The organism is Colwellia psychrerythraea (assembly GCF_000764225.1).
Classification (GTDB): domain Bacteria; phylum Pseudomonadota; class Gammaproteobacteria; order Enterobacterales; family Alteromonadaceae; genus Colwellia; species Colwellia psychrerythraea_D.
Genome location: NZ_JQED01000005.1, coordinates 470,563 through 494,875, shown reverse-complemented (window position 1 = coordinate 494,875; position 24,313 = coordinate 470,563). Strand labels below are relative to the sequence as shown.

The 24,313-nt window shown below is 39.1% G+C and carries 16 protein-coding genes; 11 read left to right on the top strand and 5 right to left on the bottom strand.

The window, feature by feature from the left end:
* The first annotated feature begins 2 nt into the window (after window positions 1-2).
* Window positions 3-1,739, top strand: a complete 1,737-nt coding sequence (locus ND2E_RS17030) for a sodium:solute symporter family protein (RefSeq protein ID WP_033092583.1) — start codon at window positions 3-5, stop codon at window positions 1,737-1,739.
* A gap of 165 nt (window positions 1,740-1,904) precedes the next feature.
* Window positions 1,905-2,345, top strand: coding sequence for a hypothetical protein (locus ND2E_RS17035; protein WP_033092582.1), 441 nt, complete (start codon window positions 1,905-1,907; stop codon window positions 2,343-2,345).
* A gap of 152 nt (window positions 2,346-2,497) precedes the next feature.
* Here the strand turns inward: ND2E_RS17035 and ND2E_RS23465 are convergent, their stop codons facing one another.
* A complete protein-coding gene (locus tag ND2E_RS23465; RefSeq protein WP_263281871.1) occupies window positions 2,498-2,632 on the bottom strand; it encodes a hypothetical protein in 135 nt (44 codons plus the stop codon).
* A 123-nt stretch (window positions 2,633-2,755) separates the two neighbouring features.
* On the opposite strand from ND2E_RS23465, the gene ND2E_RS17040 reads away from it, so the two are divergent.
* From ND2E_RS17040 to glmS, 9 genes are all read left to right on the top strand, one after another.
* The gene (locus ND2E_RS17040) at window positions 2,756-4,237 is read left to right on the top strand and encodes a NarK family nitrate/nitrite MFS transporter (protein ID WP_033092581.1); all 1,482 of its coding nucleotides are present in this window, start codon (window positions 2,756-2,758) and stop codon (window positions 4,235-4,237) included.
* Window positions 4,238-4,275: 38 nt separating this feature from the next.
* The gene (locus tag ND2E_RS17045) at window positions 4,276-6,114 is read left to right on the top strand and encodes a bifunctional protein-serine/threonine kinase/phosphatase (protein WP_052056244.1); all 1,839 of its coding nucleotides are present in this window, start codon (window positions 4,276-4,278) and stop codon (window positions 6,112-6,114) included.
* A 279-nt stretch (window positions 6,115-6,393) separates the two neighbouring features.
* Complete coding sequence (locus tag ND2E_RS17050; protein ID WP_033092580.1) at window positions 6,394-9,159, top strand: bifunctional diguanylate cyclase/phosphodiesterase; 2,766 nt, start codon at window positions 6,394-6,396, stop codon at window positions 9,157-9,159.
* Window positions 9,160-9,581: 422 nt separating this feature from the next.
* Complete coding sequence (nirB, locus tag ND2E_RS17055) at window positions 9,582-12,170, top strand: nitrite reductase large subunit NirB (protein ID WP_033092579.1); 2,589 nt, start codon at window positions 9,582-9,584, stop codon at window positions 12,168-12,170.
* A gap of 12 nt (window positions 12,171-12,182) precedes the next feature.
* Complete coding sequence (gene nirD / locus ND2E_RS17060; RefSeq protein ID WP_033092578.1) at window positions 12,183-12,551, top strand: nitrite reductase small subunit NirD; 369 nt, start codon at window positions 12,183-12,185, stop codon at window positions 12,549-12,551.
* A gap of 89 nt (window positions 12,552-12,640) precedes the next feature.
* Window positions 12,641-15,358, top strand: a complete 2,718-nt coding sequence (locus ND2E_RS17065) for a nitrate reductase (RefSeq protein WP_081961965.1) — start codon at window positions 12,641-12,643, stop codon at window positions 15,356-15,358.
* Between the two features lie 121 nt (window positions 15,359-15,479).
* Window positions 15,480-16,853 carry a bifunctional UDP-N-acetylglucosamine diphosphorylase/glucosamine-1-phosphate N-acetyltransferase GlmU gene (gene glmU / locus ND2E_RS17070; protein WP_033092577.1) on the top strand — a complete coding sequence of 458 codons (1,374 nt, stop codon included), beginning with the start codon at window positions 15,480-15,482 and terminating at the stop codon, window positions 16,851-16,853.
* A gap of 208 nt (window positions 16,854-17,061) precedes the next feature.
* Window positions 17,062-17,826, top strand: a complete 765-nt coding sequence (locus tag ND2E_RS17075) for a DeoR/GlpR family DNA-binding transcription regulator (protein ID WP_033092576.1) — start codon at window positions 17,062-17,064, stop codon at window positions 17,824-17,826.
* Window positions 17,827-17,907: 81 nt separating this feature from the next.
* Window positions 17,908-19,740: a glutamine--fructose-6-phosphate transaminase (isomerizing) gene (glmS, locus tag ND2E_RS17080; protein ID WP_033092575.1), complete on the top strand. Its 1,833-nt coding sequence runs from the start codon at window positions 17,908-17,910 to the stop codon at window positions 19,738-19,740.
* Between the two features lie 70 nt (window positions 19,741-19,810).
* On the opposite strand, the gene ND2E_RS17085 is transcribed toward glmS, so the two are convergent.
* The 4 genes from ND2E_RS17085 to ND2E_RS17100 form a co-directional block, all read right to left on the bottom strand.
* Window positions 19,811-22,000, bottom strand: a complete 2,190-nt coding sequence (locus ND2E_RS17085; RefSeq protein WP_033092574.1) for a sensor domain-containing diguanylate cyclase — start codon at window positions 21,998-22,000, stop codon at window positions 19,811-19,813.
* A 531-nt stretch (window positions 22,001-22,531) separates the two neighbouring features.
* Window positions 22,532-23,209: a PEP-CTERM sorting domain-containing protein gene (locus tag ND2E_RS17090; protein WP_033092573.1), complete on the bottom strand. Its 678-nt coding sequence runs from the start codon at window positions 23,207-23,209 to the stop codon at window positions 22,532-22,534.
* 315 nt (window positions 23,210-23,524) lie between these two features.
* On the bottom strand, window positions 23,525-23,896 hold the full coding sequence (locus ND2E_RS17095; protein WP_033092572.1) for a hypothetical protein: 372 nt from the start codon (window positions 23,894-23,896) through the stop codon (window positions 23,525-23,527).
* On the bottom strand, window positions 23,886-24,227 hold the full coding sequence (locus tag ND2E_RS17100; RefSeq protein WP_033092571.1) for a monooxygenase: 342 nt from the start codon (window positions 24,225-24,227) through the stop codon (window positions 23,886-23,888). Before ND2E_RS17100 ends, ND2E_RS17095 begins: the two co-directional genes overlap by 11 nt.
* Between the last annotated feature and the right edge of the window lie 86 nt (window positions 24,228-24,313).

Here is a 24,313-nt window from a genome sequence, read left to right as displayed (position 1 = left end):
AGATGGATGAGTTAAAACTATATACTTACATTGCAGTATTTGGCACATTCGCCTTATATTTTGCTATTGCATGGTGGGCTCGTGCGGGTTCAACCAGTGATTTCTATGTAGCTGGTGGTGGTGTTACGCCATTACAAAACGGTATGGCAATTGGTGCCGATTGGATGTCAGCGGCATCATTTATTTCAATGGCAGGTTTAATTGCTTTCTTAGGTTACGGCGGCTCAGTATTCTTAATGGGTTGGACTGGTGGTTATGTATTGTTAGCAATGCTACTTGCACCTTACATGCGTAAACACGGTAAGTTCACCGTACCTGAGTTTATTTTTGATAGATATTATTCTAAGACTGCACGTATTGTTGCTGTTGCTTGTTTAATTATCGCATCATTAACTTACATCATCGGTCAAATGAAAGGTGTGGGTGTTGCTTTCTCTCGCTTTTTAGAAGTTGATTATGGTTTAGGCTTAGGCATCGGTATGGCTGTTGTTTGGGTATATGCTGTAATGGGTGGTATGAAAGGTATTACTTATACGCAAATCGCACAATATGTTGTGATGATCTTCGCTTATACAATTCCTGCAATCTTTATTTCTTTGCAACTTACGGGTAACCCAATTCCACAATTAGGTTTAGGTAGTACGTTAGCCGATGGCAGTGGTGTTTACTTACTTGATAAGTTAGATATGGTTGTGACTGATTTAGGCTTCAAAGAGTACACTACCTCTAATCTAGGCGGTACATTGAATATGTTCGCTTATACTATTTCTCTTATGATTGGTACTGCGGGTCTTCCTCATGTAATTATGCGCTTCTTTACTGTTCCTTCAGTACAAGCTGCTCGTTCTTCAGCTGGTTATGCTTTAGTTTGTATCGCATTACTTTACACAGTTGCTCCAGCAGTTGGTGCTATGGCTCGTCTTAACTTGATGAATACCATTGAACCAGTAGCAGGCGAAAACCTTGTTTATGACGAACGTCCACAATGGTTTAAAGACTGGGAAAAAACGGGTTTATTAAAATTTGAAGACAAAAATGGCGACGGGAAAATCCAGTACACTGCTGATAAAGCAACAAATGAAATGGTGAAAGTTGACCGTGACATTATGGTACTAGCTAACCCAGCGATTGCTAACTTACCAAACTGGGTTATTGCATTAGTTGCTGCCGGTGGTCTAGCGGCTGCGTTATCAACTGCGGCTGGTTTATTGTTAGCGATATCCTCATCCATCTCACATGATTTAATGAAAGGGGTGTTAACACCTGATTTATCAGAGAAAAATGAGTTACTTGCTGGTCGAGTGGTGATGACTATCGCAATATTAGTCTCCGGTTATCTTGGCTTACATCCTCCAGGGTTCGCAGCAGGTACAGTTGCGCTAGCCTTTGGTTTAGCAGCGTCAAGTATCTTCCCAGCACTGATGATGGGTATATTCTCTAAGAAAATTAGTGGCACAGCAGCAATTGCAGGTATGTGTTCTGGTATCGGTGTAACTATGCTTTATGTATTCCAACATAAAGGTATTATGTTTATTCCAGGTACTTCATTCTTAGGTGATATGGGTCCAAACTGGTTCTTCGGTATTTCACCTAATGCATTTGGTGCAGTAGGTGCGATAGTTAACTTTGCAGTAGCCTTCGCGGTACTTAAAGTAACAGGTCCAGCACCAGCTCATATTCAAGATATGGTCGAGAATATGCGTATCCCAGGTACTGTTAGTGCAGCACACGATCACTAGAAAAGTGTTTGCAGTGTTAGGGGGCTTACCACTAACACTTATCAAAAAGTAAAACTAAAAGGCTAGACGACCCATTATAAAAGTCGCCTAGCCTTTCTTTTTCTAGGGCAATTTGTTCTAATTAAATCAAAGATGAACAATCCAATTTAACTTAAAGATAACCTTATGAATAAACACCTAAAACTTGCCTTCATGGTCGCACCTATTCTTGCTGTTGTCGGCTTTATTGCGGCTGATTATTATGAAGAGAATGAAGCTTCAGAGAATAAAATAATCATGCTCGAACCAGAGGGGCACTGTGATGTCGCTAATAAAAGCTGTGTACTTATCTCAGGTGAATTTAAAGTAAATGTCTCTGATGAAGCGGGTGTAACAGAAGTTAATTCAACCTTTCCATTAGATAGTGCAACCCTATTTCTCGTTGATAAAAGTGATAAAATGACTCCCTTTCCTTTAGGCATGAAAAAGAGTCCGTATTATTGGCGTAGCAATACCCCTTTAGGAAGCTTAGTGGCTAATAAAGGAGATAGTTATAAGCTACGGTTAATTGCAAAAATTAAAGGTGGCCAATATATAGGCGAATTTTACACGCAAACAGTAAAATAAACGGCTTATTACATTGTGTAAATGAAGCTGTCAGCATGAAACTGGCAGTGATCAATGCACTGTAAATTGAACTATTATAATCAATCAATACTTCGAGTTATCTATACAGCTAAACAAACAATGATTGATTTACAATAAACATAATTAAATTTTCAAATGACTACGACGACTGTGATGTAGTCATTACTCTCTACTTCGTTAATTGATTGCCATTTCTCTGCGATCAACCTTCTTTCTGCTTTGATCACACTGCACTGTCTAGGTGCGATGCCCCATAAAAAGTGCATACATTAGCGTCTACTGCATCATGAAAATACCTAATGTTATGATAAATAAGGTTATAAATTAATATTACTTACTGGCATTTAGCTTGCTCTATATAAGGTATATAAACTTTAAGGAGTAAATCAATGAGTAGCGAAATTGGCATTAAGCTGTGGTCATTTACTGGGAAAATGAAAGTTCTACATTTAAGTTGGATGGCCTTTTTTATCACCTTCATGGTCTGGTTTAACCATGCACCATTAATGGCGGTGATTGCCGACAGCTTAGGTTTGAGTAGTAGTGAAATAAAAACGTTGCTTATTTTGAATGTGGCGTTAACCATACCTGCTCGTATTATCATTGGTATGTTGACGGATAAATATGGTCCTCGGTTAACCTTTGCCGTTCTGCTAGCTATATGTAGCTTGCCTTGCTTTATGTTTGCTTTAGCGCAAAATTTTGAGCAAGCCGCTTTAGCGCGTTTTTTATTAGGCTTTATTGGTGCCGGTTTTGTTATTGGTATACGTATGGTCAGTGAATGGTTCCCTGCTAATGAACTAGGCACTGCTGAAGGTCTATATGGTGGTTGGGGTAATTTTGGTTCTGCGGCAGCAGCAATGTCATTACCTTTAATCACGCTATACATAGGTAAAACATTCGGTGTTGAAGAGGCGTGGCGTTATGCTATTGCCTTAACGGGTTTGATGAGCTTACTTTTCAGTTTCATCTGGTATGCCAATGTCAGCGATACACCCAAAGGTGCAACGTATTTTAAGCCAAAACAAACGGGGGCGATGGAAGTTACCAGTGTCGGTGATTTTTATTTACTCTTATTGATGAAATTGCCTATGTACGGTGCTTTAGCATTGCTTACTTGGAAGTTATCGCCGCAAGGCGTGAGTTTATTATCAAGTAATATGACCATAATCGCTTATGTTGCTTTAGTGATATTGCTAATTGTCGAAGTGTGGAAAACATATCAAGTTAATGGCCATTTATTTAATGAAAAAGTCCCAGAAATTCACCAGTATCAATTCAAGCAAGTGGCTGTGTTAAATGTTTTGTATTTTGCGACATTTGGCTCTGAATTAGCCGTTGTGTCCATGTTGCCACTATTTTTTGCTGAAACCTTTAGTTTAGATATGGTTTATGCAGGTATGCTCGCTTCGTTATATGCTTTTATGAACCTAATGTCTCGACCTGGTGGTGGGTGGTTAAGTGATAAATATGGTCGTAAGAAAACCTTGTTGATATTAACCGCTGGTTTAGCTTTGGGGTATTTGGCTATGGCACTAATTGATAGCTCTTGGCCGTTAGTGCTTGCTGTACTTACTGCAATGGCTTGTTCTTTCTTTGTCCAAGCTGGAGAGGGCGCAGTATTTGCTGCAGTACCTTTAATTAAGCGAAGATTAACGGGGCAAATAGCTGGCATGACAGGTGCCTATGGTAATGTCGGCGCTGTGGTTTATTTAACGGTATTATCTATGGTGAGTTACCAAAGCTTTTTCTTGGTGATTGCGGCAACTGCAGTCTTGGGTTTTGTTACTTTGCTCTTTATGCAAGAGCCAAAAGGCGCTATTACCGAAGTGAATGAAGACGGTACTGTAGAGCTTATTCAAGTTAAGTAGTATTAACTTCACCGATGGTAAATTTAAATAGGGATTAAATGGAAACTGATAATAAGGCTGATACAAAGCAAGCAGCACAAGCCGCTAATGCCACTCAATCAACACCGTTTACACAGGCAAAATTACAGGTGTTCTTGGGTGGTTATAGTAGTGCCGGCATAAAAGCTACGAATGAAGATGCTTTTGCTTCACTCGTTCCTAAAGAAGCTGAGTTAACTGCGAAAGGTGTTGTTGCTGTTATTGCTGATGGGGTTTCAAGTGCCAATAAAGCTGCCGACGCGGCGCAATTATCAGTGACACAATTTATTAATGACTATTACGCAACACCGCAAACATGGTCAACTCAAAAGTCTGCTAGTAAGGTGTTATCTAGCTTAAATCAATGGTTATATGCACAAACTGATGCGGTATCAGGTTATACGCTGCAATGGTTAACTACTTTTTCAGCATTGATCGTTAAATCATCTACCGGCTATATTTTTCATGTTGGTGATACGCGTATCAGCCAGTATCGTCAGGATGAGCTTGAGGTCTTAACCAAAGATCATCAACAAAAACAGGGGCCATCGCATAGTGTGTTAACCCGAGCTCTGGGTGCTGATCATCGGTTGCAAGTAGATGTTCAACAAGTTGCTGTTCGAGCAGGAGATATTTTTGTCTTAACCTGTGATGGTGTTCATGAATATTTATCGGCTCAACTAATTAAAAAACAGTTGAGTCAGTTAACGCAATCTCCGAGTACACTTGCACTAGAGCAGATGGCAAAATTACTGACAGAATTAGCTATCGAAAATGGCAGTAAAGATAATGTCAGTTGTTTATTGGTTTATATTGGCGGTACCCCAAATAGGGCATTAGTTGAAATCGAACGTGAGCTGCTAAACAAAGCGATACCACCTGCGTTATCAATTGGAAATAGTATTGATAACTATGAGATTTGCAAAGTTATTCATGCCAGTATTCGTTCACATCTATATTTAGCCAAGCACCCTGACGAAGTTGAGCCATGCGTACTTAAAGTTCCTTCTCAAAACCTCGCTGATGATAGTAGCTATTTACAAGGTTTTATACGTGAGGCTTGGTTGGGAGAAAGGCTAAACAATAGCCACGTGATGAAAATAAAGCGCGGCAGTGATAAAAGTCGCTTTCTTTACCATGTTTGCGAATATATTGAGGGGCAAACGTTAGGGCAATGGATGTTCGACAACCCCAAACCTAACCTTGCGCAAGTTCGTGATATTATTGAGCAAATCATTATCGCCTTGCGCTCATTTCAGCGCTTGGAGGTGATTCATCGGGATTTAAAGCCTGATAATATTATGATTGATGCTTACGGTAAGGTTTTTCTCATCGATTATGGTACTGCGCTTATTGCATCACTGGCGGAAAATAATGATGTTGTGACCGAAACCGTGCCTCAAGGTACTTTGAATTATATAGCCCCAGAAACGCTGTTGACTCTACATGCGGACCACCAAAGTGATTTGTTCTCTTTGGGAGTTATTACCTATGAAATGCTTTGCGGAGAGCTCCCTTTCAAACCCATGCAAAGAGCTGATATAAATTGTCATAACTATACAATCAATAATAAACAAACTCGTGTTGAGAATTACTCACAATGGCAGTACCGCAGCATTAGGCAATTTCGTAGCGACTTACCTTTTTGGCTTGATATGGTGTTATCAAAAGCGACTCAAGCAGATCCCAAATTGCGCTTGCAGGCATTCTCTGAACTGAAAGCTGATTTGCGCAAACCTACAGCTTCAGCATTGGAAGAATATAAAAGCCAGCCAATCTTGCAGCGTAATCCTGTACTTTTTTGGCAAGGCGTAACGGCATTTTTCTTTATTTTATGGTTATCAGCGGTATTATTTTAATAAACCCTTTGTTGATGCTATATCGTGTTAAGCTCTTAAAACAGTAAATTGATCGGTGACAACGTGCCCTTCATTCGTTAGTCCTCGCTTGCTTGTAGACACTTCCTCAAAAGCCACTCCCCTTGATAAATTGTAAGTGATTCTTAATGCGCTTGAGAAATAGAATTATTTACGCTAGGTTTAGGCACTGACTATCTGAAAAATAGCGTAATTGTTAACTTTATATTGAAGAGGAACTTCAATTTTCATTATTCATGTTTCTAGTGCCAAGGTGAAAGGATGTCTTCGAATAGATCGATTGTAAAAGCTAAGAACACCATTTTGTTTAAGTTTTCTTTTGGCATGACTCTGTTGTTTTTAGTGATGACTGCGGCGACTTATATGGTGGTTGACCTTGTTGTTAAAGATTATCTGGTCAACAAAAATAAAGAATCTATTGATGATATCGGTTCTCATATAGTATCAGAGATATCGCAGCGTATTAGTGTCGCAGAAACCTTAACTCGACATTTAGCTGCCGCTGGGGAAACGTGGCCGCAAGACCCCGAGCTTTTCTATAAAGTTATTCCTCAAATGTTAGATATGAACGAATATAAAGATATTATTGCTGGCGGTGGCGTGTGGCCTGAACCTTTGCAATTCACCCCAGGTGTTGTGCGACGGAGCTTTTTCTGGGGGCGAGACAATGTAGGGAAATTGCAATATTTTGACCAATATAATGATATCGAGGGAACTGGATATCATGATGAAGAATGGTATGTGCCAGGTCGTTATAGTAAACAGGGGGAATGCTTGTGGTCTAAATCTTATATGGACCCGTACACATTAGCGCCAATGGTGACTTGTACTGTTGCCATGTTCAAACAGGGAATCTTTTCAGGTAATGCAACGGTTGATGTTAGCCTTCAAAATCTTAAGAGTATTTTACGTCAGGGAAGTGCCAAACTAAGAGGGTATGCTTATGCAGTAGATCGTAATAATAAATTTTTGTCTTTTCCCGATGATGAACTAACTAAAATCAGTAATCGCGTTAGCAATCATTTAACTCAAGAGTATATTACTGTGAATCAACTGGCTGAGAAGCTTGGGTCATTCAAACCTGTTGCTGATATCTTAACCGGAATAAATCAATCGTTAATTCAATCTATAACCGATCACAAAAACTTACCGGCTGACAATCTTACAGCACAAAATAAGCAAATATCTCCTTTAAATGCACAGATAATTTCCGCCAAGGTTTTGGCCCAACAAGATCAGAATGAACACCGTAATACTAAGACTATTTCGATGCTCAGTAAGCAGGATTTTTTACTCGGAGAGCCCGTCATTATCTCGGTCTTCATGATCCCAAAAACTCTGTGGAAGGTTGTTGTGGTCACGCCACAACAGGTGGCGATAATTAGTGCAAGTAAGGTAGCAAACCTGATCTTAATGTTACTCATTGCCATTATGATCATTGCGGCTTTTTTGGGTTTTATTTATTGTCGTCGTAGTTTAATTGTGCCTATTTATCAGATGGTTAACCAACTTCAGCGGCCAACTAAAGAAGGAGAGTCGGTTTCTCCTGAGCTGCTCGATGACCAGAGAAAGGATGAATTCGGCCTGCTGGCTTATCACTTTAATCAGTCTAAAATGGCACTCGATAATAATAACCGAGATCTAAAACTACAGATCAATGAACGTAAACAGGCAGAAAATCAATTAAAACATCTGGCACTGCATGATCCTCTTACTGGTTTGCCTAACAGGTTATTATTTCAAGATCGTCTACAACAGGCGATAGCCTTGTCAAATCGTCATCAACATAAATTTGCCGTATTTTTTATGGATCTTGATAATTTTAAGATCATTAATGACACTATGGGTCATGAAGCGGGTGATGAATTACTTAAAGAGGTTTCCTCAAGGCTCTCTGACACAGGGCGTAAAATGGATACGGTAGCTAGGCTAGGCGGTGATGAATTTGCTTTTATTATCACTAAAGTTGATGCAGTCAAGGATGCAGTAAGTTTTGCCAAGCGACTCAACAAATTATTGAAAATTCCGGTAGAGGTCAATGGCAATAATATTAATATGGGCAGTAGTATTGGTATCACTATTTATCCAGACGATGCAGCTAATAGTGAAGAATTATTGCGTAATGCTGATATTGCTATGTATCAAGCTAAGGATGATGGTCGTAATACCGTGCGCTTTTTTACTCGTGAGATGAATGCAAAATTGCAAAAAAATAAGGAGATTTTGACTGATTTAACTGAGTCTTTGACTCAAGAGCATTTTGAACTCTATTACCAACCACTTTTTACTATTGAGCAAGATACTCTTGTGGGGGCGGAGGCGTTGATAAGATGGCATCACCCTGAAAAGGGCATGGTCCCTCCGGATAAATTTATTGCCGTTGCTGAGAAGAGTGGACTGATCAATGAATTGGGTGATTGGGTATTAGCGCAGGCCTGTCGTGAAATAAAAAACTTTGTCAATGTGGGTATTACAGACTTTAAGATTGCGATTAACATTTCACCTGTGCAATTTAGGCGAAAAGATCTTTTACAGCATATGTTAATGATTCTAGCGCGACATGATGTAAGCCCTGATTTTATAGAGCTTGAAATCACAGAAGGTGCGGTGATGGATAATGTTGATCAAGCTATTGAGACAATGCAAGCCTTGCACGATGCAGGCTTTCAGTTGGCGATGGATGATTTTGGTACAGGCTATTCTTCGCTCAGTTATCTCAAGCGCTTTCCCATTCAAAAAATGAAGATAGACCGAAGTTTTATTTCAGACCTTGAGAATGATGATGATAGTAAATCTATTACCACTGCTATTATTCAGATGAGTCACTCGTTAGGTTTACATGTACTTGCTGAAGGTGTCGAAACTGAAGCGCAACTACACTACCTACAAGACGAGAAGTGTGATTATGTACAAGGTTATTATACTGGCAAGCCTATGCCAGCCAGCGCCTTTATTAAAAAATTCAGCGTCTCTGAAGAAAGTAAATATCCTAATGGTAAATGGACTGTATCAACTACAGCGACTTAAGAAAATGCCTCTAGTGGCGATATTCAACTGACTTTTCCACTTAGTCCCTTCGAGGGGAAGCACATAGCAAGTCAGTTATAATGCGGATATGAAGTTTCTTCTCACAGTAATGCTGTCATAAGGTGACAGCATTGTCCCTGGTGGCATGAGTAATTACTTAGCTGCTTAGCAATTAAAAACCCATAAGAATGTTGTTTACATATTTTGAGTGCTTGCACCGTCCGAGTGCTAAATAACATTCACTCTAGTGCAATGGCTTAATGCAATACTACTCTTCCACAATTAAGTTGTTGTTAAATAGGTTAAAAAAATATTGGCATCTAGATTGCTCTACTAAAGGCATCTTGAATAAAACCTTGTTAATAGCGTGTCTTAACTAATCGGTTTTATTTTTTTCCCGCATTTTGAGTAGGATTGTCCTTATGAGTACAGATAAACAGCTATTAACCAAATCAAATATTGTTGTGGTAGGTAACGGCATGGTTGGCCATCACTTTGTTGAGGAAATGGCTAAAAATCCAAATTACCAAATAACAGTGCTCTCAGCGGAGTCTCGCTTAGCTTACGATAGAGTTCATTTGTCAGAATATTTTGCAGGCAAAACTGCTGACGACTTAGCAATGACTACACCGGAGCATTACGAAGAATTGGGTGTGACTTTTAAAACCAATGCGAAAGTAATCTTGATTGATAAAATAGTTCAATATGTCACCACTGAAAGTGGTGAGACCTACCATTACGATAAATTAATTTTAGCGACAGGATCTTATCCGTTTGTTCCACCGATTCCTGGCAAAGACCAAGAGCATTGTTTAGTTTATCGGACCATAGACGATTTAGAAGACATCGCAGCGAGTGCTAAAGAAAGTAAAGTTGGCGTTGTTATTGGTGGGGGGTTATTAGGTCTTGAAGCGGCAAATGCTATTAAACAATTAGGCCTACAAACACATGTTGTTGAGTTTGCACCACAATTAATGGGTGTACAAATTGATGGCGGTGGCGGTCGCTTATTAAGAGAAAAAATTGAAGATTTAGGGGTTCAAGTCCATACCTCAAAAGCGACAAGTGTTATCGAAAAAGGCGATACTAGTCGTTATAAATTATGCTTTAGCGATGATACCGAGTTAGAAACTGATTTAATTTTATTTTCGGCGGGTATCCGCCCATATGACAACCTTGCACGTGAATTTGACCTGACTTTAGGCGAACGTGGCGGAATCGTTGTTAACAATCAATGTCAAACATCGGATGAAAATATTTACGCTATAGGTGAGTGTGCCTTGTGGAATAACTTTATTTTTGGTCTAGTTGCGCCGGGTTACACCATGGCTAAAGTAGCAGCTAAACACATTGCTGGCATTACCAGCGAAAACGGCGAAATTGCAGCCTTTACCGGCGCAGATATGAGCACTAAGTTAAAATTAATGGGCGTAGAAGTTGGCTCAATTGGTGATGCTCACGGTAAAACTGCAGGTGCTTTAACCTACACTTATGAAAACCAACCTGAAGGTGTTTATAAAAAAATTGTTGTCTCTGCCGACAAAAAAAACTTACTAGGTGCGGTACTTATCGGTGATACCAGTGACTACGACACCCTACTACAATATATGCTTAACGCCATTGAATTACCTGATTCTCCTGAAGGTCTGATCCTGCCAATGGCGGCTGACAAGCCAACATTAGGCGTTGATGCATTACCTGATACAGCAACCATTTGTTCATGTCATAACGTGACTAAAGGCGACATCATTGCTTCTATTGATGCCGGCGCAATGACTGTTGGCGATGTTAAAAGCTGTACTAAAGCCGGATCGGGTTGTGGTGGTTGTGCCGCCTTGGTTAAAAGCGTTGCTGATAACGAATTTGAAAAGCGCGGTGTTGAAGTTAAAAAAGATATTTGTGAACATTTTGCTTACTCACGTCGTGAATTATTCGATATTGTCAGTGTTGAAAAAATCAAAACCTTTGATGAGCTACTTGAAAAACATGGCCGCGGTTTAGGTTGTGAAATTTGTAAACCCGTAGCAGGCTCTGTACTTGCCTCAGTATGGAATGACTACATTCTTAAAAAACCTCATTTATCACTACAAGATACCAATGATACTTATCTAGGTAACATGCAAAAAGATGGCACTTACTCCGTTGTGCCTCGTATTGCTGGTGGTGAAATAACCCCTGATAAACTTATTGTGTTAGGCGAAGTGGCTAAAAAATATAACTTATATACCAAAATTACTGGTGGCGCGCGGGTTGATTTATTTGGTGCACGGGTTGAGCAATTACCCCCCATTTGGAAAGAATTAGTGGAGGCTGGTTTTGAAACAGGCCACGCCTACGGTAAATCATTACGTACTGTTAAATCCTGTGTTGGTTCGACTTGGTGCCGTTACGGTGTGCAAGACAGCATGAGCATGGCAATCGACTTAGAGCACAGATACAAAGGATTACGTGCTCCTCATAAGATTAAGTTCGGTGTCTCTGGTTGTACGCGTGAATGTGCTGAAGCACAAGGTAAAGATATCGGTATTATCGCTACAGATAATGGTTGGAATCTTTATGTAGCCGGTAACGGTGGTATGAAACCTCGCCACGGTGATTTATTCGCTACTGATTTAGATGATGAAACCTTAGTCAATTATGTTGACCGTATCTTGATGTTTTATGTACAAACGGGTGACAGATTACAGCGTACTTCAACATGGATGGATAACTTAGAAGGCGGTTTAGCTTACTTACAAGACGTTATCATAAAGGACAGTTTAGGCATTAACGATGTGCTAGAAACGCAAATGCAGTCAATTGTTGGAACCTATCAATGTGAATGGAAAACAACCATTGAAGATCCTGAAGCATTAAAACGTTTCCAACCATTTGTTAACTCAGACAAAAGTGATAGCAATATCCAGTTTGTAACTGAACGCGAGCAAATTCGTCCTGCACGTGGACAAGAAAAAATTGATGTTAAAGTTATCGATGCAACTAAGAAAGAAGCCATCGCTGAAGAAGCTTAAGAGGAGCAAAAAATGACGAACTTAACCACAGAAAAAGCTGAAAAATCATGGCGCACTATTTGTGAAACAACAGATCTAGTAAAAGATTCTGGTATCAGTGCTTTAATTGCAAACTCGGCGGGTGAAGATGAACAGGTTGCTATTTTCCATATTCCTAATAGCGAAGAAAAAATATATGCCGTAGGTAACTACGATCCTATTGGCCAAGCCAACGTATTGTACCGTGGTCTTGTGGGATGTATCAACGATGAACCAGTGGTTTCTTCGCCTTTATATAAACAACACTACTCGTTAAAAACAGGGCGTTGTTTACAAGAGGAGCAGACGATTGCTGTTTACGATATTCGTATTGAAAACGAGCAAGTTCAACTGTTTTACTAACTTGTTATCAAATACCCCCGTCCCACACCAAACGGTTACTACGAGTTTAACTGTGACGGGTATGAATATAGTGTTTTTAGGAGTTTAGTTTGAGCGATTTATTACCGACATCACCGCTTATCTCACCTGTCATTAAAGCGGGTGAACCGTCACTTATCCAAAGTACTTGTGCCTATTGTGGCGTAGGTTGTGGCGTTGATATTGGCGTAGCAGGGGGCAAAGCAACGTCATTAACAGGCTCAGCCGCCCATCCTTCAAACTACGGCAGATTATGCGTTAAAGGTAGTAATTTACTTAATACCATTGATTTAACGGGTCGTTTACTAGCCCCTGAAATTGCCGGCGAGCAAGTTAGTTGGGATAAAGCGACTGATTATGTTGCTGAGCAATTTAACGATATTATACAAAAGCACGGTAAAGATTCGGTTGCTTTTTATGTTTCAGGCCAGTTATTGACAGAAGATTATTACCTTGCCAATAAATTGATGAAAGGTTATATCGGCTCAGGCAATATTGATACAAACTCTCGTCTTTGTATGTCGTCGGCAGTATCAGCATATAAACGTGCGTTTGGTGAAGACGTGGTGCCGTGTACTTATCAAGATCTTGAGCAAACTGAATTATTATTACTCACTGGCTCTAATGCAGCATGGACCCACCCTGTATTATATCAACGCATTGAGCGCGCCAAAAAAATTAATCCTGCCATGAAAGTCGTGGTGATTGATCCTAGAAAAACAGCGACTTGTGAGCTAGCTGATAACTTTATTCAATTAAAACCAGGCACTGATGGTGCGTTTTTCAATGGTTTGTTGCAGTTTTTAAGTGAAAATCAAGGGTTAGATACTGATTATATTGCTCAATACACCGAAGGCTTCGAACTAGCTCTTGCAACTGCAGCTAGTTGGACGACAGCAAAGGTTGCAGAATTTTGCCAAGTTAGCATAGAAGAGCTTACCACGGTTTATCAATTATTTTGCCGCAGTAAAAAAGCAATTACCTTCTATTCTATGGGTATCAATCAATCTTCTTCAGGAGTAGATAAATGCCAAAGCATTATTAATTGTCATTTAGCCAGCGGTAAAATCGGTACAATTGGCAATGGCCCTTTCTCTATAACAGGGCAGCCGAATGCCATGGGCGGTAGAGAAGTTGGCGGATTAGCTAACCAGCTTGCTGCGCATATGGATATCGATAATCCAATACATCTAGATAAAGTGCAACGCTTTTGGCAATCGCCAACTATTGCTAATAAACAAGGTGCTAAAGCGATAGATTTGTTTGATAAACTTGCCTCAGGTGATATTAAAGCCGTATGGATTATGGCAACGAATCCTTTGGTAAGCTTGCCTAATCGAGATAAAATTACTGCTGCACTGAAACAGTGTGAACTGGTAGTGGTATCAGATTGTGTTGAGAAAAATGATACTTTGGCGTTTGCTGATGTAAAGTTGCCAGCAACCCCTTGGTTAGAAAAAAATGGCACTGTGACGAACTCAGAGCGCCGTATTTCTCGTCAACGTAATGCCGTTTTACCTGCCGGACAGGCTAAGCATGACTGGCAAATTATCCAAGATGTTGCCACCAAGATGGGCTTTAGTGGTTTTGACTTTAATGAAGTTAGTGACGTGTTTAAAGAACATGCCCAACTCACTCAATTTGAAAATAACGGCGAGCGATTACTTGATTTAAGCGGTTTAAGTCAATTAACAACGAAAGAATATAATGAACTGGCACCAATACAATGGCCAGTAAACGAGAGTTACCCTGAAGGTTGTGCCCGGGTTTATGCTGATGGAAAATTTACTACCCCGTCAAGTAAAGCACAATTTATTCCGGTAGCACCACAATTACCTATACAGCGTACTTCTACAAAATACCCGTTTGTATTAAACAGTGGTCGTCTGCGAGATCAATGGCACACCATGACACGTACCGGTAAAACTCATAAGCTTTCAGCGCACACTGACAAACCTTATCTATATTTACATCCTAAAGATGCGCAAGGTTTAGCCGTACAAAATAACGATATGTTAATGATTACCGCAAGTACAGGACAAGCGATAGCGCACGTAAAAGTCGATGAAAAGCAGCGTTTAGGTGAATGTTTTATGCCAATTCACTGGAATCAGAGTTATGCCTCACATGGTAATGTTAGTGATTTATATCAAAGTAGTGTTGACCCTCTTTCTGGCCAAGCGGAGAGTAAACAAGGTGCAGTCGCCTTACGTAAAAAAGCATATAAACAATATATAAGCGTGCATACCACGAGTAGCCTTTCATTAAGTGCTGATTTTTGGGTCAAAAGTACAACCGCTTATGGTGATACTTATCAAGTCGCTTTGGAAGAATCGACAGCGGATGCTTTATTATGGTGTCAACAAACCACGGGTTTATCAGGCGAATGGTTGACGTTTAGCGAAGAAGATAAGTTTTATATTGTGTGCTTACAAGCAGGTAAACTTGTCTTTTTAAGCTATTTTTCAACAAACTGGCCTGAAATAGAGCCAGCATGGCTTGAACATGTTTTTGCTGAAGAAAAGCTAGCGTTTGCTACCATTCAATCGTTGTTACTTGGCATTGCTAGCGACGAATTCAATCAAGGTAAGCAAGTTTGTAGTTGTTATAATGTTGGTGAAAAAACTATTAAGATAGCGATAACACAGGGTTGCAGTAGCGTTGACGCCTTAGGTGAGAAACTTAAATGTGGCACTAAATGTGGGTCTTGTAAGCCTGAACTGGCTAATTTAATTAGCCAACATAAAGCAAGTCCCATTGAACTAGTGACAGAGCTTGCAACTGGTTAAGGCTTTTTTAGTGCAGGAACGTATAACTACAGAGCAACTATTTTATCCAAGGCTACTAGCCTAAGCACTATAAACTTGGGTACAATATGCGCTCTTAAAATGCTCAATGAATGGATTTATCATGTCACTCTCTGTTGTTATTCTTGCCGCGGGTAAAGGTACCCGTATGCGTTCTTCTTTACCTAAAGTACTTCATAGCGTCGCTGAAAAACCTATGGTTGGTCATGTTATCGACAGTGCTCGCCAACTGGGCGCTAACAATATTTATGTCGTGTATGGTTTTGGTGGTGATGTATTAAAAGCTCGCATTCATGGTGATGACCTAACCTTTGTTGAGCAAAAAGAGCAATTAGGCACTGGCCATGCCGTCGATCAAGCTTCACCATTTTTAACCGATGATGAAGATGTATTAGTACTTTATGGTGATGTGCCGTTAACTAAAGTTTCTACGTTAGATAGTCTCTTGGCCGCTAAGCCAATTGATGGCATGGCGCTATTAACGGTTCATTTAGCTAATCCAATGGGCTATGGCCGAATTGTTCGCCAAGAAATTTCAGGACAGCAGCAAGTTGTTGGTATTATTGAGCAAAAAGATGCGAGCCCAGAGCAACTGAAAATTAATGAAGCCAATACTGGCATTTTATTAGCTAATGGCGGCGATCTAAAACGTTGGTTAAGCAATTTATCAAGTGATAATGCTCAGGGTGAATATTACTTAACAGATATTATTGCTGCTGCTCATGGTGAAGGTAAGGTTATTGCTACTGCTCACCCTGAGACAGAAATCGAAGTCGAAGGTGCTAATAACCGCGTGCAATTGGCAACATTAGAACGAGCCTACCAAGCGAGACTTGCGGAAGAGTTGATGATAGCTGGCGCAAGTTTACGCGACCCTGCACGCATTGATATTCGTGGTAATTTAACCACAGGCAGTGAAGTGAGTATCGATATAAACTGTATTTTTGAAGGTGAGGTTAAGCTTGCTGATAACGTGCAGATAGGCGCGAACTGTATTATTAAAAACAGTACTATTGGGGCTAATGTTGAAATTAAGCCAAGCAGTATTATTGAAGATAGCATTATTGAAGCCGATTGTTCAGTAGGACCATTTGCCCGCCTTCGTCCAGGTTCAGTGATGAAGCAAGACTCACATGTTGGTAACTTTGTTGAAATGAAAAAAACTACTTTAGGTGTAGGCAGTAAAGCAGGGCACTTAAGCTATCTTGGTAATGCCGAAATTGGCACTAAGGTAAATATAGGCGCAGGCACTATTACGTGTAATTATGATGGCGTGAATAAATCAACCACTGAAATTGGTGATAATGCCTTTATCGGCTCTAACAGCTCATTAGTCGCACCCGTGTCTATTGGTCATTCAGCCACGGTTGGGGCGGGGTCTGTAATTAGTAAAGAAGTAGAAGATAATGATTTAGCGCTAACGCGAGCCAAGCAACGAAATGTTGCTGGATGGCAGCGACCAGTTAAAAAGAGTTAATTATCTGAGAAAAAATTGCTTTATTGAAGGCGCTATTTTTATAGCGCTTTTTTAATGTCTAAATTTTATGCGTAAATTATTATGAAAAGCGAACTAAAAATTGCAATATCTTTCGGTATGAAACATAATACGGCCCATAGCGAAACTAAGTTACGCAACTCGAAACTATTCGAGATAATTTAATCAGATAAGTAAACTATAAAATCCTATGTCGAAACGAAATACACAACAACGTCGTCATAATATAATTGCAGACTTAAATGCACAGGGCGAAGTCAGTGTTGATAGCTTAGCCAAGCAATTTGATACATCAGAAGTCACCATTAGAAAAGACCTTGCAGCTCTTGAAACCAGTGGTTTGTTATTAAGACGTTATGGTGGTGCGGTTGCCTTGCCCAGTGAAATAACTGAAGCAAAAGCAGATCAACTATCTCAACAAAAGTTACATATTGCGAAAAAAGCAGCCACGCTTATTCGAGATCACAATCGTATTATTATTGATAGTGGCCAAACGACGTCTGCTTTAGTAAGCGAGTTAGCAAATAAGAAAGGTTTAGTGGTGATGACTAATGCCCTTAGTATTGCTAATGAAATTCATGCATTAGAAAATGAACCTACCTTATTGATGACTGGTGGGACTTGGGATGCTAACTCTGAAGCTTTTCAGGGACAAGTTGCAGAACAAGTTTTAAGGTCGTATGATTTTGACCAACTGTTTATCGGTGCTGATGGTATAGACATTAAGCGTGGAACGACTACATTTAATGAACTAATTGGTTTGAGTCGTGTCATGGCAGAAGTCGCTCGCGAAGTGATTGTGATGGTTGAATCAGCGAAAATAACAAAGAAAATACCTAATTTAGAACTAAACTGGCAGCAAATTCAGACAGTGATCACCGATGATGGTCTTTCTGAAGAAATGCGAACAGCCCTAACTGAGCAAGGCGTAAAATTACTAATCGCCAAAGGTTAACTTAGCTAATTTATTTAAAATAATGATGTTAACCCAGTTCAAAAATATTAAATATGTAGAAATGAAAAAGGAATCAAAATTATGTGCGGTATAGTCGGTGCAGTAGCTCAACGCGATGTAGCAGATATTTTAGTCGAAGGTTTAAAGCGATTAGAATATCGCGGTTATGATTCTGCCGGTGTTGCAGTGATCAATAATAATAACGAATTACAAGCCACAAAACGTTTAGGTAAAGTACAAGAACTAGCTCAGGCATTAGAGCAACAGCCTGTCACTGGTGGTACGGGTATAGCGCACACTCGTTGGGCTACACATGGCATTCCAAGTGAAGTGAATGCTCACCCACATGTTTCAAATAATACTATTGCTGTAGTACATAACGGCATTATTGAAAATCATCAAAGCTTGCGTAGTCAGTTGCAAGGTTTAGGGTATGAATTTTTATCGCAAACAGATACTGAAGTTATTACACACCTAGTTCATCATGAATTAAAAACCAGTGATACTTTATTAGCAGCAGTACAAAAAACCGTTAAACAGCTTGAGGGCGCATACGGTACCGTAGTGATGGATAGTCGCGATCAAGACAACATTATTGTTGCACGCTCTGGCAGTCCATTAGTTATTGGCTATGGTTTAGGCGAAAACTTCATTGCTTCAGACATTATGGCCTTACTCCCAGTAACACGTAAATTCTCTTATCTTGAAGAGGGCGATGTTGCGCAAATCAGTCGCTTTAACGTCAGTATTTTTGATACTCATGGCGAGCCAGTTGAACGTGAAGCGAAAGAAGCTAACGTATCGCACGACAGTGGCGATAAAGGTGAGTATCGTCACTACATGTTAAAAGAAACCTATGAACAACCTACCGCTATCCGTAATTCCTTAGAAGGTCGTTTAGTTGGAGGTATGCTAGATATCAATACGTTTGGCGAAGGTGCTGATGAGATATTCAAAAATGTAGAGCATGTACAAATTATTGCCTGTGGCACTAGTTACCACTCTGGCATGGTTGCAAGATACTGGTTAGAAGAGCTTGCTGGTGTTTCGTGTAATATTGAAATTGCTAGTGAGTTTAGATACCGTAAATCATTTGTCCCTAAAAACTCTTTATTGGTGACTATTTCTCAATCTGGCGAAACAGCTGATACGTTAGCTGCGTTACGTTTAGCAAAAGAAATAGGTTATCAGTCTAGTTTAGTCATTTGTAATGTGCCTGGTTCATCTTTAGTACGTGAATCTGATCTTGCTTTTATGACCAGAGCGGGCGCTGAAATTGGCGTAGCATCAACCAAAGCTTTTACTACTCAGCTGGTTGGTTTATTAATGATGACCCTAGCTATTGGGCAGCATCACGGTATGTCTGATAAAAAGCAAGCTGAGATTACTCAGTCATTAATGTCGTTGCCAGCAAAATTAGATGAAGTATTAGCGCTTGCCTCTTCAATTGAAGATTTAGCAGAAGACTTTGCTGATAAACACCATGCACTCTTTTTAGGCCGTGGTGATCAATATCCTATCGCAATGGAAGGTGCATTGAAGCTGAAAGAGATTTCTTATATTCATGCAGAAGCTTATGCAGCGGGCGAACTTAAACATGGGCCATTAGCACTTATTGATGCAGAAATGCCGGTTATAGTTGTTGCGCCAAAAAATGATTTAATTGAGAAGCTTAAATCTAATGTTGAAGAAGTACGTGCCCGTGGCGGTTTAATGTATGTCTTTGCTGATAATGATGCTAACTTTTCGAGTGATGACACTATGAAGGTGATTGATGTGCCTGTGTGTGACGATATCATCGCACCAATCGTCTATACCTTGCCGTTACAGTTGCTTTCTTACTATGTAGCTATTATCAAAGGTACTGACGTTGATCAACCGCGTAACTTAGCAAAATCAGTGACTGTTGAATAAATAACTACGACAAGAAAACAACCTTCAAATGAAAAAGCGACTTACTCATAGAGTAGTCGCTTTTTTCGTGCTAAACGCTAGCGCTAATGTTAAGTGCACTTTCAATCACGGTTATTTTTATTTGATTTCGACCATTACCTTTAGCCTCGTAAAGACACTCATCAGCAAGTGAGAACCAATCCTCTCCTAAATCAGAATAACTGGCTTTACCAACCGCTATGCCAACTGAAATGGTTAATGATACAGGTCCTTTACCCTCATACTGAAATTGATGATCAGCAACTTTCTGTAGAAATTTATTCATGCGTGATCGCAGTATTTCAACATTATCGCATTGGGAAACAACGACAAACTCTTCCCCGCCAAAGCGAGCAACAAGATCAGAATCGCGATTGAAAAATGTCTTCAACATGCTTGCCACGGTAACCAAACAATAGTCACCAAACAAGTGACCATGGGTATCATTAATTTTCTTGAAGAAATCTAAATCAACTATTGCATACATTACACTCGAATTATTTCGAGAAAAAATGGACTGCATTACTTTAAAATTTTCTTCAAAATATCGTCGGTTATAAAGCTTTGTTAATGTGTCGGTATTGGCTTGTTCTGTTAATTTACGATTTGCTTGGTTAAGCTCTTTCGTTCTTTCGAGCACCTGATCTTGTAGTTCTTTTTGATTTTTAATCAGTGCTAGACGGTTGAGTTTCAATTCTTGATACAGCTTTTGAATTTCTGTAGGAGTTTCGTAAGGAATATCCCTAAAAGCGATAGTCTTTTTGCCTTTAGATAACTCACCCATAACGAATGCCAGCGGTCGACTTAAATGAATGGCGAATCTTTTTGCAAAAAAACTGGCTGTTAGTAAGGTAATAAAAAGTGTGAGCGACATGACTAAATACATGTTTTCTGTCATTTTTAAAGAAAATTCATGCTCTATCAGAGAATGAATTTTCCAGTTGTTCATTAATTGCGTTTTCTTATGAATGAACATTGCACCTTCATTACCTTTTAATTTTAAGCTGATTAAATAGGGCGAGCTTTTCGAGGCGTGATTTTGGTAGGTAAGCCCTGATAATATTTCTAATCCTAGGCTTCCCGATGCATAAATAATTCGGTTATTTTGATCAGTCACAATGGTTTTAATTTGTTTATCATCAAAACCGATTTTGTCATAAAGTCCGAATTTTCCTAAATTCAATGAACCTTCAACTATTCCTGAAGGTGTCTGGGTCTCATTGTTAGCATAAATTGGCGCGCTGATAGCCACAATGGGATCATTGCCAAAGCCTCTTCCAAGAAAAACAGAAGAGACAAATAATTTCTGTTCTTGCATAGCATGAATAAAGTAAGGACGGTCGACCACTGAAAGTTGCTTAATCGCTAATTTTTCCATAATGGAATTAGGTGATGCTAGTTCAATATCCCCTTGTTTGGAGGCGGTAAGCATTGTCAAAAAGCCAGGGTATAAATGATGAAACTTTGAAAGTGCTTTTTGCCTTTCAGCCGCTTCAGTTATGCTGGAAAGTTGGAATGCAATACTTTCGATCGCCTGCTTATGTTCATTTAAATAACTATTGCCAATATGAGAAATATAGTTATTGTTTATTTCTAACTCTTTTTCCAGTTGGGTCTTCTGAAAGTCACCTAAGCTGGTACTGAGCCCTAATGACACACATATAACAAAGAAAGAGGAAATACTCCAAAACGAATACAAAAGCCATTTGGGTAAGCTTTTTACTAAAGGTGGCTGATTTGACTTTATTGATTGAAAATAATCATTAAAGGTAAATAATAAAATACAGGCCAAGGAAGTATATAGCATCGCATTGATAGCTTGTTTTAATACGCTAAAGAGCATGAAAGTTTGCGTAGGCTCCATATTGACCCAAATAAGCACCGTTGTTAGCGGCATGCCAATGAGTAGCCAATAAAGTAAATCAGCAGTGAGAACATACCAACCTCTTGCTCGCAGCATTGAAATAAACCAAGCTTCAAGGCCAAAAGTAAGGAAACCATATGGGTGACCCCAATAGAAATACAGCGGAATTACGCTGATGAGTGCGCAAAGTAATGTCAAACTTGGACGTAGAAAAGAAGCAGCAAGAATATAGGCGGTGTTACCCAAAATGAGTGCGATACTATAGGCTAATTCTATTGGGTATAAGTTGACTAATGCTCCAATAGCGCCAAAAAAAAGTGCTAAGAAGTATTGGTTATAATTTTGGAATAAATTCGTTTTAGCAGATATGTACGGCATTAGTCACTTAACTATTTTGTTGTTCTAATGGTAGAGTTGAAATACATTACGAACCCTTTCTGAAGCTGAACATTATCTATTAGCTTATTATGCTTAGTTAATATTTATGGCCGATATCGAATGGGATAATCTTAAATATTTGCTACCTTATCTAATAAGACCTTAATCTTTTCATTATCTTACGTCAACCAAGTAAAAATATTGAAACTAATTCTTGTCAATTTTTGTAAAAATAATAGCGGACAGTTGAATCGTGGGAGAAAAAAGCGACTGACTTTATTGAACAGCGTCTTTCATCTTTTAAGGAAGAGATCTTGTTTATAAGTGCTTCGTTAATATAGTAAACGATGTTGAGAGCAGAGTTTAACCTGGCTGAATTATTGGTAAGGGTTGGCTTCAGAAAATGTAACAATGGGAATACACTGTATAGAGGATATTTACTACCGTTTATCAAGGGCTAACCTTTATGAAAAAAACACTGACCATTACAATCAGTGTTTTTTATAGTTTATATCGGTTTAGTACTCAACATTATTTTTTAAGTTGACGCGATGCTAAACCAATAAGAGCTAGGGCAAAAATAGCGATGGTTGAAGGCTCTGGGATCTTAGTACCAAAAAACTCAATTTCACCTAATTGATGCATTGAACCAGCAACAACTGAAGTTGATTGGTAACGGAAGATGCTATAAGCGGTATTAACGTTATAGTCATCGTTATTAGAAAATTGCACTACTTCAAAACGATCTGCTCCCCAAATAGACTGACCAGCTACATCATATGAAAAAAGTGCAGTGTAATTAATACCATCGTTTGAGCCTAAGATTCTCCATTGATCTGAATCTCTATTAGGTACATCATTTGCTGAAGACAGTGTGAACATATCCAGTATATAACGGTCAGTGCCAAAGTCAGCTTCGACCCAAACATTGCCACCATTACAACACCATTTACCATTGCGACTTGTTAATGTGTTATCAAAGACATTAAAGGCAAATTCACCACCGCCAAATCCTGGCTCTACACTTGAGCGAAATGTTGCATCATAGTTGACGTTAGAATTAACTAAACCATCATTTTCAGGGTCAGTTAAATCGCCACCAACTAATGCTGACGTACCAGTGCCAAGAATCAAACTTGCATTAGCCGTAGGCGTTAGCAAAGCAAGAGTCGCTGTGAATACTAAAAGCGGGAGAAGTTTTATGTTCATATTGAATCTCTTTAATAAGTTTTAAATAAATACGAGCGCAAATATTAATTATAATATTTTTATATTGATTAAAGCACTAATCGTACCAGTTTTAAAAAATGCAATTTTTTCAACAGAATAGAGGCGCAAAACTATAGAAATATATGCAGGGTGTAAATTACTCTGACATAAAAAAACTCATCAACCAGTTGATTTTACTTAGTAATATTAAAGAAGGCCTATTTATATTTCATTTACAGTGCGGTATGTAGTACCTACTTTATATGATGCTTTTTATAAAAAGAGTTCATAATTTATAAAAGGTAGGGTTTTGTATTACTGCTTTTTAAATTGATAAAAACTGAGCACAGACAAAGCGGTAAAAAAAGCAGGATCACTCCAACCAAAACCAGTAAAAATACCTATAAACCCTGCATATAAGGTAATTGCAACACCCAGACTATTTGTGATGAATAAAGCCAAAAATAACCTTTTAGCAATGTAGCCTTGTTCGATATCCCTTAACAATAGGCTAATAGCACCTAGCCCACCTAAGAAGATACTGGTATGTTGTGACAAGAAATAGGCATATTGATCGTTTAATTCCACGCCGTATATTGGCCATACAAGAGAGGGAATAAAAAACAGTGCTAGTGCAAATACGACATAAATCCCACCGTGTACAGTTAAAAAGGTTTTATTGTTCATCTTTAATTACCTCATTTCGTGCTGCATTATCGAGAGGAGCATTATTAATTGTGGATAAAGGCAGGTTTATTTCGAAGATATTCCCTCTTATTTCTTTAACTCCCATCTCTTTTAAGCGCGCAGCATGCATGGTTAGATAAGCTTGAGCGTAAGCTTCACTTTCAAACAAATAAACTCCACCACCTAATTGCTCTTTTGGGTTTTCAGTCCAAATTTTCCAAATCAAGCCAGGTTCATTATTAATAGATTCTGCTAGTCCAATTAACATGGTTGACATCTCTTTGCCAAATGGGCCCGTAAAATCGAAATCTACCTGTAATAGTGTTGTCATGGTATTTCTCCAATAGTGTTGTGTTAGTTAAGGTCATCGCAAAATGTTGCGCTTTGTTTATGTGATATATGCTATGTTACCTATAA

Coding starts and splice junctions, on each gene's coding strand:
- ND2E_RS17030 (WP_033092583.1), top strand. CDS start 3: ATGGATGAGTTAAAACTATATACTTACATTGCAGTATTTGGCACATTC.
- ND2E_RS17040 (WP_033092581.1), top strand. CDS start 2,756: ATGAGTAGCGAAATTGGCATTAAGCTGTGGTCATTTACTGGGAAAATG.
- ND2E_RS17100 (WP_033092571.1), bottom strand. CDS start 24,227: ATGACAACACTATTACAGGTAGATTTCGATTTTACGGGCCCATTTGGC.
- ND2E_RS17085 (WP_033092574.1), bottom strand. CDS start 22,000: ATGCCGTACATATCTGCTAAAACGAATTTATTCCAAAATTATAACCAA.
- ND2E_RS17050 (WP_033092580.1), top strand. CDS start 6,394: ATGTCTTCGAATAGATCGATTGTAAAAGCTAAGAACACCATTTTGTTT.
- ND2E_RS17035 (WP_033092582.1), top strand. CDS start 1,905: ATGAATAAACACCTAAAACTTGCCTTCATGGTCGCACCTATTCTTGCT.
- glmU (WP_033092577.1), top strand. CDS start 15,480: ATGTCACTCTCTGTTGTTATTCTTGCCGCGGGTAAAGGTACCCGTATG.
- nirB (WP_033092579.1), top strand. CDS start 9,582: ATGAGTACAGATAAACAGCTATTAACCAAATCAAATATTGTTGTGGTA.
- ND2E_RS17090 (WP_033092573.1), bottom strand. CDS start 23,209: ATGAACATAAAACTTCTCCCGCTTTTAGTATTCACAGCGACTCTTGCT.
- ND2E_RS17095 (WP_033092572.1), bottom strand. CDS start 23,896: ATGAACAATAAAACCTTTTTAACTGTACACGGTGGGATTTATGTCGTA.
- ND2E_RS23465 (WP_263281871.1), bottom strand. CDS start 2,632: ATGCACTTTTTATGGGGCATCGCACCTAGACAGTGCAGTGTGATCAAA.
- ND2E_RS17045 (WP_052056244.1), top strand. CDS start 4,276: ATGGAAACTGATAATAAGGCTGATACAAAGCAAGCAGCACAAGCCGCT.
- ND2E_RS17075 (WP_033092576.1), top strand. CDS start 17,062: ATGTCGAAACGAAATACACAACAACGTCGTCATAATATAATTGCAGAC.
- glmS (WP_033092575.1), top strand. CDS start 17,908: ATGTGCGGTATAGTCGGTGCAGTAGCTCAACGCGATGTAGCAGATATT.
- nirD (WP_033092578.1), top strand. CDS start 12,183: ATGACGAACTTAACCACAGAAAAAGCTGAAAAATCATGGCGCACTATT.